This window comes from Peptacetobacter sp. AB800 (assembly GCF_047807365.1).
Taxonomy (GTDB): domain Bacteria; phylum Bacillota; class Clostridia; order Peptostreptococcales; family Peptostreptococcaceae; genus Peptacetobacter.
The window spans coordinates 1-9493 of record NZ_JBLOUI010000060.1 but is presented as its reverse complement, the minus strand read 5'-3'; the positions used below and the strand labels follow the sequence as shown (position 1 = coordinate 9493).

Genomic DNA, 9493 nt, shown 5'->3' with positions numbered 1-9493 from the left:
CCTATGCTTCGCAGCACAAACCTTGCAAGTCGCTATCAAGTTCGTCGGTAGCTACGCCTTTTATGGACTTTCACCACAGATTAATAGCATGCCCGTCATACTAAAAAGGGAGTGTATCTTTTACGATACCTCCCTCTTTTACTTTATTTTTAATATTTAATTTGTACTAGTATTTTTATTATAACAATTTCATAAGATTTACCATTTCTACTGCTCCCTGAGCACATTCAAATCCTTTATTTCCTGCTTTTGTTCCAGCTCTTTCTATAGCCTGTTCTATGTTTTCAGTTGTAAGTACTCCAAACATTACAGGTATTTCACTTTCTAAACTTACATGAGCTATTCCTTTAGATACTTCACTACATACATAATCATAATGACTTGTATTTCCTCTGATTACTGCACCTAAACATATTATTGCATCATATTTTTTACTCTTAGCCATTTTTGAAGCTACTACTGGTATTTCAAATGCTCCTGGAACCCAAGCCACTTCTATATTTTCTTCTTTAACATTTTCACGTTTTAATCCGTCTACTGCTCCTGAAAGAAGTTTTGATGTTATAAATTCGTTAAATCTCGCTGCTACTATTCCTATTTTAATATCACTTTCTGCTAATAATTTTCCTTCGTAAATTTTCATTTTAGTTTTCCCCCTTTAAATTTAATATATGTCCCATTCTTTCTTGTTTTGTTTTTAAATAAAATTCATCATATTCTGTTGCATCTATCTGAATAGGAATCCTATTATTTATCTTAATTCCATAATCTTTTAACTGATATATTTTATCTGGATTGTTTGTAAGAAGATTTAAAGACCTTACACCCAAATCTCTTAAAATTTGAGCTCCTATGTAATATTCTCTAGCATCTCCATCAAATCCCAATACTAAGTTTGCATCTAAAGTGTCCATTCCCCCATCTTGAAGTTTATATGCCTTCATTTTGTTAACAAGACCAATACCTCTTCCTTCCTGTCTCATATAAAGCAGAACTCCTCTTCCTTCTTTTGCTATTTTTTGCATAGCTACATCAAATTGTTCCCCACAATCACAACGTAAAGATCCAAATACATCTCCTGTTAAACACTCTGAATGCACTCTACAAAGAATATTTTCTCCATCTCCTATCTCGCCCTTTACTAAGGCTATGTGATGTTCTCCATTCAATTTATTTATGTAACAACTAGCCATAAACTCTCCATATTTTGTGGGCATTTTTACTTTTGAAACACATTCAATTAATTTATCATATGTTTTTCTGTAGTCTTGTAAATCTTTTATAGTTGTAAATGTTAATCCATATTCTTTTGCCATTTTTTTTAACTCTGTTGTTCTCATCATTCTTCCGTCCTCTCTCATAATTTCACAACAAAGTCCACATTCTTTAAGTCCGGCTAATTTCATAAAATCAACTGTTGCTTCAGTATGTCCATCTCTTTCTAACACTCCATTATCTTTTGCTATCAGAGGAAACATATGACCAGGTCTTCTGAAATCTTCTGGTTTTACATCATCTTCTACACATTTTCTAGCAGTTAATCCTCTTTCAACAGCAGATATTCCTGTAGCTGTGTCTACATGGTCTATTGATACTGTAAATGCTGTTTCGTGATTATCTGTGTTATGAGTTACCATTGGTGGTAAATCTAATTTTTTAGCTAATTCTTTTGACATAGGCATACATATTAGACCTTTTGCATAACTTGCCATAAAATTTACATTTTCTGTTGTAGCAAACTCAGCTGCACAGATTAAATCACCTTCATTTTCTCTGTTCTCGTCATCTGTTACAAGTATAATTTTCCCTTCTCTTAAATCCTGTATTGCTTTTTTTACTGATTCAAATCTCATCATTTTTCCCTCCTTAAAAATTCCAATTATTAAAATATCTTTCCTAATCTAAAAATAGTTTATTAATAAATACTTCTAAAATCCATTTCTTAATAAAAATTCTCTATTTATATTTGATTCTTTTTTATTTTTATTCATTAATTTTTCTACGTATTTTCCAATGCAATCATTCTCAATATTTACAATATCATTTATTTTTTTAAAAGCTAAGATAGTGTTCTCTAGAGTATGTGGAATTATTGAGACATCAAAACTATTTGTTCTAACATTAGCCACTGTTAAACTTATTCCATCTATAGTAATAGAGCCTTTTTCAACCACATATTTCATAATTTTTAAATCAGCTTCAATTGTGTACCATATCGCATTACTATCTTTATTTATATTTTTAACTATTCCAGTCCCATCAATATGGCCACTTACTATATGACCTCCAAATCTTCCATTTGCAGCCATTGCCCTTTCTAAATTAACTTTGCTATTTGTTTTTAACTTATTTAGGGAAGTTCTTTTCATAGTTTCATGCATTACATCGACTGAAAATTCTGAATCAGAAAACTCTGTAACAGTAAGGCAAATTCCATTTACCGCTATGCTATCACCTCTGTGCACATCTTCTAATATTTTATCTGCTTTTATAAATAATTTCCTAGAATCACCATTAACTTTAATCGATACAATATTTCCTATTTCCTCTATTATTCCTGTGAACATTTATAAGTCACATCACTTTCTATCATAAAATCATCTCCAAATCTAAAGATTTCACTATTTTTTAGCATTATTGCATCTTTAGGAAAATCAATCCCTTCTCCTAATACTGCTGTTTTTCCATTTCCACCAAATATTTTAGGAGCTATATATGCTTGTATTTTATCTACTATTCCCCGTTCAAAAGCGCTCCATGCTAAAGTTGCACCTCCTTCAAGAAGTATACTGTCTATTTTCTTTTCTCCTAATTTAGACATCAAATCTTGTAAGTCTATCTTTTTTTTCTTTATTTTAATTTGTAAAATCTCGCATCCTTTTTCAATATATTGCTCTTTTTTAATCTCATCATCTGAACAAGTTGCGATTATTGTAGGTATTTCTTTTGCTGTAGATACTATTTTTGATCCTATAGGTGTTCTTAGATTTGTATCACATATTATTCTAATTGGGTTTAGTCCATTTTCTATCTTACAATTTAACATCGGATTATCTATAATTACAGTATCCACTCCAACCATTATTCCCGAATATTTATGCCTAGTTTTTTGTACATTTAATCTAGCTTCTTCACCTGTAATCCATTTAGATTCATTTATTTTAGTAGCTATTTTTCCATCCATTGTCATAGCATACTTAAATAATACAAATGGTTTTTTAGTTGTTATAAACTTTCTAAAAGTTTCATTCAATTTATCGCCTTCATTTTCTAAAAGCCCCTTTTCAACTTTTATTCCCCGTTTTTTTAATATATCCAAACTTTTACCAGACATTTTAGGATTTGGATCTAGACTAGCAATAACTACTTTTTTTATCTTATTTTCTATTATTGCATCTGTACATGGTGGAGTTTTTCCATAATGACAACATGGTTCTAGAGTTACATACATGGTAGCATCTTTAGGATTTTCTGAACAATTATTCAATGCATTTCGTTCTGCATGAAGACCACCATATTTTTTATGGTATCCTTCACCTATAATTTTTCCATTTTTGACAATAACTGCTCCTACCATAGGATTAGGATTAACAAATCCTACACCTTTTTTTGCATTTTCTAATGCCAATTGCATATATTTACATTCACACATTTTAACACCTCCTAAAAATAAAAAATGTCTTGAATAATATGCTATCCAAGACATTTAAAAGTGCTAAAATTATCTAAATAAATTAAAAAAGCTCTGAAATGATTAATTCATTCCAGAGCAAATAAAACTATAATATATAATAAATAGTACTTTTCATCTTCTTTCATCCAGACTTTACTGTCGGCTTCGGAATTACACCGAATCATGCTTTGCAGCTCGTGGGCTTTACCACCGGTAAGGAATTTCACCCTGCCCTGAAGATAGTTCTTATTCAATTAACTTTAATTATATTATTAAAGTTTTTATTTGTCAATAAAAAATAATTTTAGAAGTTTTTATTTTAATAATTTTTTTATTTTCTTTTCTAATTTTTCTGGTTTCATCATTGGTGGAAATCTATCTATTATATTTCCGTCTTTATCTACTAAGAATTTAGTAAAGTTCCATTTAATATTTTTCCCACCAAGACCTGTTTTCCGTCCTTTTAAATATGTAAACAAAGGTTCTTCATTTTCACCATTTACTTCTATTTTAGAAAACTGTCTAAATGTTATACCATATTTATCAATTCCAAACTGCTTTACTTCAGCATCAGTGCCCGGAGTCTGTCCAAACTGGTCACTAGGAAAATCTAATATTTCAAATCCTTCATCTTTATATTTTTTGTAAAGCTCTTCCAGAGCTTCATACTGTTTAGTGAAGCCTCAATTTGTAGCTGAATTTAATATCAGAAGTATTTTTCCTTTAAATTCACTCATATCAACTTCATTACCATCTATATCTTTCACTTTATAATCATATATACTCATAATTTTTATATCCCCCATCTTTTGATTGCTTACTTAATAGATACCCGTATATATGACCAACAATCAATTTTATCTATATATTTATTGTTTATTACTATAATTTACTTTTATTGCATAACTTTAAAGAAATCGTGTCCTTTGTTGAATATTATCGAAACATCACAAAATTCACCTTCAACAGATTTAACTTCTATGTCATCTCCAAGTGCGGTAAGTATTTTTTTAGCGATATAAAGTCCCATTCCTGTAGATTTAAATCTATTTCTTCCGTTCTTTCCTGTAAATCCTTTTTCAAATATTCTATCCAAATCTACTTTATCTATTCCTTCTCCATAATCTTTTATATGGATAACCCTAGATTTTTCACGCTGCTCTTGGTATATTTCTATCTTTCCACCTTTGTGAGAATACTTGCACGCATTGTCTATTATTAGCTCAATAATATGGGATATCCATTTTCTGTCTGTATACACAGAAAATCCAGTTTCTTTGATATCTATTTCTAACTTATTATATATAAATAAGTATCTGTTCTTTTTTATTACACTTCTTATTACTTTGTCTATTTCTATCTCTTCAATAGAAAAATCTGAGCTATATTCTCCAGATCTTATTATGTACAATGCCTGCTCAACAAGGGAGTCTATTCTTTTTATTTCTCTGTTTATATTCTTTGAAATTTCAGCATCCCCTACTCTTTTAGACATAATTTCTAGTATTGAGATTGGTATTTTTACCTGATGTATCCAGTCTGTCATATAGTCATTGGCATCTTTTAACTCGTCCTCTATCTTATCCAGCTTGTTCATCCAATATATATGCTCATCTTTTATCTGCCTTATAAGTTCTTTATCTACTCCATCTTTAAATTCTTCATCGACATCAACGCCGTCTATTACCTTAATAGTATCTAAAATTTTATCAAATTCTCTCTTCTTTTTGAAAAAATCATACACTATAAATACTATTAATGCTAGTGCGAATATTAAATTCAGATATATTAGACTCTCCCTACCCATTTCTATTCCTGGATCTATGTAGACATTTACGTTGAATAAGATTATAAATAATACATATAAAAGAATGTAACTCTTATTGCTTTTTAAGTAATCTTTAATCTTCATTTTGTTTCACCTCAAAAAGTTCTCTATTATCCTATATGTCTTCTATTATATAACCTTGTCCCTTTCTTGTCTTAATATAATCAACTAATCCAAGTGATTTTAGTTTGTTTCTAAGTCTGGTTACATTTACAGTCAGCGTATTTTCGCCAATAAATTCATCTGTGCTCCAAAGTGCATCCATTATCTCATCTCTGCTGACAATATTTCCTGCATTTTGCATAAGTATGTGTAAAATTTTAAATTCATTTCTGCTAAGCTCTACAACTGTTCCATCCTTTATAACCGTTCCATCAGCTATGTTAAGTGTTATTTCTCCAACTTTTATAATTTCTTTATCAACAGTAATATTGTATGAATATGCACGTCTAAAAACTGCTTGAACCTTTGCAATTAATAGTTGTATTGAGAATGGCTTTACAATGTAGTCATCTCCACCCATGTTTATAGACATTATGATATCCATATCACTATCTCTTGATGAGATAAATATTATCGGTACTTTTAAAAATCTTCTTATCTCGTTGCACCATTGGAAGCCATCTTTATATGGAAGGTTAATATCCATTAAAATTAGTTTTGGATTTGCAATAAGTACCTCATTTGTTATATTTTGTAAATCTACCACAGTTTGCGCTGTGTATCCGTATTTTTCTAACCGCAATTTTATTTCTTTGGCTAATACAAAGTCATCTTCTACTATAAATATATCTAATGAGTTGTCATCTAAAGACATTCTTGATGATACGTCCATATTATGTTCGTTTGTTAAATGCATTTTTATCACCTCTTATTTTAATGATAACTTCTTTTTTAAGATGATACAATATTTCTTTTAATTATCTATTTCATAAATATAAAATAAAAGCTGAGTAATTTTTTACCCAGCTTTTATCATTGTGTTATCGTATTGTTTTTATTAATTATCTTATAAAGTTTGTAGCAACTTTAGCTTCTTTTTCAGGTAATCCATATTTTTCTTTACCTAAAGCAATACTCTTAATTAAGAATGCCATATTTTTACCTAAAGTTCTCATAACCTGAAGTCCTTCTTCGTCTTTTAATACTTCTTCTGGTGTGTTTCCATGCACACTATTCCAATACTGACTTGATGCTACAGGCATTCCAGCTATTGTAAAGTATTTGTTTAATTCGTCAAATGTAGATGAACATCCTCCTCTTCTTGCAGATACAACAGCTGCTCCTACCTTCATAGTCTTGTCACAAGTATTGCTGTAGAATAATCTGTCCATAAATGATATTAGATTTCCATTAGCAGATGCGTAATATACAGGAGATCCTACAACAATTCCATCACATTCTGTAAATTTTGGAGCTACTTCATTGACCATATCATCAAATACACATTTACCATTTTTTCTACAGTTTCCACATGCGATACATCCTCTTATGTCCTTGTTTCCGACGTGGATTATTTCTGTTTCTATATCGCTTTTGTTTAATTCTTTTTCCACTTCGCAAAGAGCTGTGTATGTGCATCCATTTGCGTGTGGACTTCCGTTTATTAATAATACTTTCATAATAACACCCCTTTTATAAGTTTCTAACTATATTATATAACTTTATTTATCACTATATAACTTGTTTATCTATGTATATACATTCTAGAAGGTTTTTCTTCCTCAACAAATACAGCGCATACATTTGGAGCAAGGTCTTTTCTATCATGGAAGTCATTTTCTATAACACCCAATCCACCGATTATTCTTCCTTCTTCAATTGCTACATACCATTGAGGAACCGGACTTTCTCCTGTAAAACATTCTTCTATACTTTCTAAATATGCTTCTTTTGGCACTCTCCACTTAGAGCTAAACCAACTTGCTGCTTCTTCTTTTAAATCCTGTCTGTCTAGTAAATTTATTATTTCGTATTTTATCGAACTCATAACTATTCTCTCTCTTTAACTACTACAATTCGTTCTTTTTGCAGTATTCTAGGAAAGCACTACATCCCTCCATTACATCATCGTAAGTAACATCAAAGTTCCCTGTGTACCAAGGATCTGCTATATCCCTTTCACTTCCTGCAAAATGAAGTAGTTTGTATACTTTGTTGTCTACATCTTCTCCAACTACTCTTTTTAGGTTTCTTCTGTTCATATCATCCATTATTAGTATGTAGTCGAATTCTTTGTAGTCTTTTTTTGTTATCTGTCTTGCATATTTTCCAGCAGTTGATATCCCAACTTCTGCTAGTTTTTTTCTTGTTCCATGGTGTACTGGATTTCCAATTTCTTCTCTGCTTGTCGCTGAAGATTCTATGTGGAATTTATCTGCTAATCCTTCTTTTTCTACCATATCCTTTAAAACAAATTCTGCCATAGTTGAACGACATATATTTCCATGGCAAACCATCATTACATTTATCATTGGACTTCTCCCTTCAAATTATTTCATTTTCTTTAAATCGATATAAATATCTAGCTGCGGAATAAATAAAAAGTTCTCATCTTTTATATGTGTATTCCCAAACTCCTTCAGTTCTTTACCAGCCTCATCAGCAGTCAACTTATACTTCACTATCTCACTATTTTCATCTATAGTTGCATGGAAAAACTTCCCTTCATACTGCTTAAACTTATAATCAAATGTATCTCTTGTCAGTTTTATTACTATCTCTTTCAAAATAATCCTCCTTATCTATCAGCTAAATATAGCTAACAATTCATTTCTATTTCCTTAACTTAGAATGTAGGCTGAAATTTATATTCATTATAATAATAAACTTTATAAAATAAAATCATCTTACATACATCCTATATTTTTATTATAACAATAAATTCTTTCATTTAATAGTTTTTAAATTTTAAAATTTGTAATTTTTAGTTACAGATAATATAATATTTATAAGAAAATTTATATTTTCAAAAGGAAGTGAAAGGTTATGAAACGTTGTATTGTATTAGCCGGAATAGCTTAATAAATAATAATACTACATATAAAAGGAGAAACTAAAATGACTATTCCGGGAGAAAAAATATATCCTCGTTCTGGGGACAATCAAACTATATACTTAAAAAATGTAATTACTAATCCAAATATAGAGGTTGGAGATTTTACTATATACAATGATTTTGTAAATAATCCAAAAGATTTCGAGAAAAATAATGTTTTATACCATTACCCTATAAATAATGATAAACTATTTATTGGAAAATTCTGTTCAATAGCTTGTGGTGCAAAATTTATTTTTAACTGTGCCAATCATTCAATGAAATCTCTATCTAATTATACATTCCCATTATTCTTTGAAGAATGGGACTTGGATATAAAAGATGTTAAATCATCTTGGGATAATAAAGGCGATATCAAGATTGGTAACGATGTTTGGATTGGATACGAAGCTGTTATTTTATCTGGTGTTACTATTGGCGATGGTGCTATTATTGGTAGCCGAGCCGTTGTAACTAAAGACGTAGCACCATATACTATTGTTGGTGGTATACCTGCTAGAGTAATTAGAAAAAGATTTGATGATGAAAAAATTTCAAAACTATTACATCTAAAATGGTGGGATTGGGATTATTATAAGATTAAAGAAAATATACACAATATAAAGTCAGGTAATATAGACTTATTGAAATAAGATAAAAAATACAAATAAATTTATTTTAAAATACCCTTAAATTTAAAAATGAGGGTATTTTTTTATATCTTATATTCTTATATGCATAAACCATTGAAATTTAGCCAGTGTTAACTCTAATTGACAAATTGCCAACCTTTATTGGTTGCGTAAAACTCATATATTTTGCTATTATTTTTATAAGAAAACTAGGTTTTGTTAACTTGATATGAAAAAAATACTCTCGAAACAAAAAATAAATCGATGGGTTAAACTTGATTTCAAAAATTTTAAAAAATTGCACAACAAATAAACCTAACAAA

Annotated in this window: 11 protein-coding genes, 1 pseudogene and 1 riboswitch; of the genes and pseudogenes, 1 reads left to right on the top strand and 11 read right to left on the bottom strand. The window is 29.7% G+C overall.

Translation table 11 applies throughout. The features are described 5' to 3' along the window. Positions 1-178: 178 nt before the first annotated feature. The 11 genes and pseudogenes from ribE (ACK2WN_RS11520) to ACK2WN_RS11470 form a co-directional block, all read right to left on the bottom strand. Entirely contained in the window at positions 179-643 is a 465-nt protein-coding gene (gene ribE / locus ACK2WN_RS11520; protein ID WP_006439415.1) for a 6,7-dimethyl-8-ribityllumazine synthase, read from the bottom strand. Position 644: 1 nt separating this feature from the next. Then, positions 645-1856, bottom strand: coding sequence for a bifunctional 3,4-dihydroxy-2-butanone-4-phosphate synthase/GTP cyclohydrolase II (locus tag ACK2WN_RS11515; RefSeq protein WP_006439414.1), 1212 nt, complete (start codon positions 1854-1856; stop codon positions 645-647). A gap of 72 nt (positions 1857-1928) precedes the next feature. Next, positions 1929-2567 (bottom strand): riboflavin synthase, encoded by a 639-nt coding sequence (gene ribE, locus ACK2WN_RS11510; RefSeq protein ID WP_006439413.1) that lies wholly within the window; start codon positions 2565-2567, stop codon positions 1929-1931. Further along, on the bottom strand, positions 2552-3652 hold the full coding sequence (ribD, locus tag ACK2WN_RS11505) for a bifunctional diaminohydroxyphosphoribosylaminopyrimidine deaminase/5-amino-6-(5-phosphoribosylamino)uracil reductase RibD (protein WP_040410244.1): 1101 nt from the start codon (positions 3650-3652) through the stop codon (positions 2552-2554). Before ribD ends, ribE (ACK2WN_RS11510) begins: the two co-directional genes overlap by 16 nt. Positions 3653-3803: 151 nt before the next feature. Next, positions 3804-3918: riboswitch (FMN riboswitch) on the bottom strand. Between the two features lie 69 nt (positions 3919-3987). Beyond that, a pseudogene (locus tag ACK2WN_RS11500) lies at positions 3988-4344 on the bottom strand (glutathione peroxidase); the annotation flags it as partial. A gap of 224 nt (positions 4345-4568) precedes the next feature. Further along, entirely contained in the window at positions 4569-5585 is a 1017-nt protein-coding gene (locus ACK2WN_RS11495; protein ID WP_416155649.1) for a sensor histidine kinase, read from the bottom strand. A gap of 31 nt (positions 5586-5616) precedes the next feature. Beyond that, on the bottom strand, positions 5617-6360 hold the full coding sequence (locus ACK2WN_RS11490; RefSeq protein WP_416155648.1) for a response regulator transcription factor: 744 nt from the start codon (positions 6358-6360) through the stop codon (positions 5617-5619). Between the two features lie 145 nt (positions 6361-6505). Beyond that, on the bottom strand, positions 6506-7123 hold the full coding sequence (locus ACK2WN_RS11485) for a flavodoxin family protein (RefSeq protein WP_416155647.1): 618 nt from the start codon (positions 7121-7123) through the stop codon (positions 6506-6508). Positions 7124-7188: 65 nt separating this feature from the next. Then, positions 7189-7491 (bottom strand): hypothetical protein, encoded by a 303-nt coding sequence (locus ACK2WN_RS11480; RefSeq protein ID WP_416155646.1) that lies wholly within the window; start codon positions 7489-7491, stop codon positions 7189-7191. A gap of 22 nt (positions 7492-7513) precedes the next feature. Beyond that, positions 7514-7975, bottom strand: a complete 462-nt coding sequence (locus tag ACK2WN_RS11475) for a low molecular weight protein-tyrosine-phosphatase (RefSeq protein WP_330000440.1) — start codon at positions 7973-7975, stop codon at positions 7514-7516. 18 nt (positions 7976-7993) lie between these two features. Continuing rightward, a complete protein-coding gene (locus tag ACK2WN_RS11470) occupies positions 7994-8230 on the bottom strand; it encodes a hypothetical protein (RefSeq protein ID WP_416155645.1) in 237 nt (78 codons plus the stop codon). Positions 8231-8561: 331 nt separating this feature from the next. Here ACK2WN_RS11470 and ACK2WN_RS11465 point away from each other — a divergent pair, with 331 nt between their 5' ends. Next, positions 8562-9191: a CatB-related O-acetyltransferase gene (locus ACK2WN_RS11465; protein ID WP_416155644.1), complete on the top strand. Its 630-nt coding sequence runs from the start codon at positions 8562-8564 to the stop codon at positions 9189-9191. The last annotated feature ends 302 nt before the right edge of the window (positions 9192-9493 follow it).

What these genes read in the sequence shown, in the direction of transcription:
- ribE (WP_006439413.1), bottom strand. Translation starts at nt 2,567, where the DNA reads ATGTTCACAGGAATAATAGAGGAAATAGGAAATATTGTATCGATTAAA.
- ACK2WN_RS11495 (WP_416155649.1), bottom strand. Translation starts at nt 5,585, where the DNA reads ATGAAGATTAAAGATTACTTAAAAAGCAATAAGAGTTACATTCTTTTA.
- ACK2WN_RS11475 (WP_330000440.1), bottom strand. Translation starts at nt 7,975, where the DNA reads ATGATAAATGTAATGATGGTTTGCCATGGAAATATATGTCGTTCAACT.
- ACK2WN_RS11465 (WP_416155644.1), top strand. Translation starts at nt 8,562, where the DNA reads ATGACTATTCCGGGAGAAAAAATATATCCTCGTTCTGGGGACAATCAA.
- ACK2WN_RS11480 (WP_416155646.1), bottom strand. Translation starts at nt 7,491, where the DNA reads ATGAGTTCGATAAAATACGAAATAATAAATTTACTAGACAGACAGGAT.
- ribE (WP_006439415.1), bottom strand. Translation starts at nt 643, where the DNA reads ATGAAAATTTACGAAGGAAAATTATTAGCAGAAAGTGATATTAAAATA.
- ACK2WN_RS11485 (WP_416155647.1), bottom strand. Translation starts at nt 7,123, where the DNA reads ATGAAAGTATTATTAATAAACGGAAGTCCACACGCAAATGGATGCACA.
- ribD (WP_040410244.1), bottom strand. Translation starts at nt 3,652, where the DNA reads ATGTGTGAATGTAAATATATGCAATTGGCATTAGAAAATGCAAAAAAA.
- ACK2WN_RS11515 (WP_006439414.1), bottom strand. Translation starts at nt 1,856, where the DNA reads ATGATGAGATTTGAATCAGTAAAAAAAGCAATACAGGATTTAAGAGAA.
- ACK2WN_RS11490 (WP_416155648.1), bottom strand. Translation starts at nt 6,360, where the DNA reads ATGCATTTAACAAACGAACATAATATGGACGTATCATCAAGAATGTCT.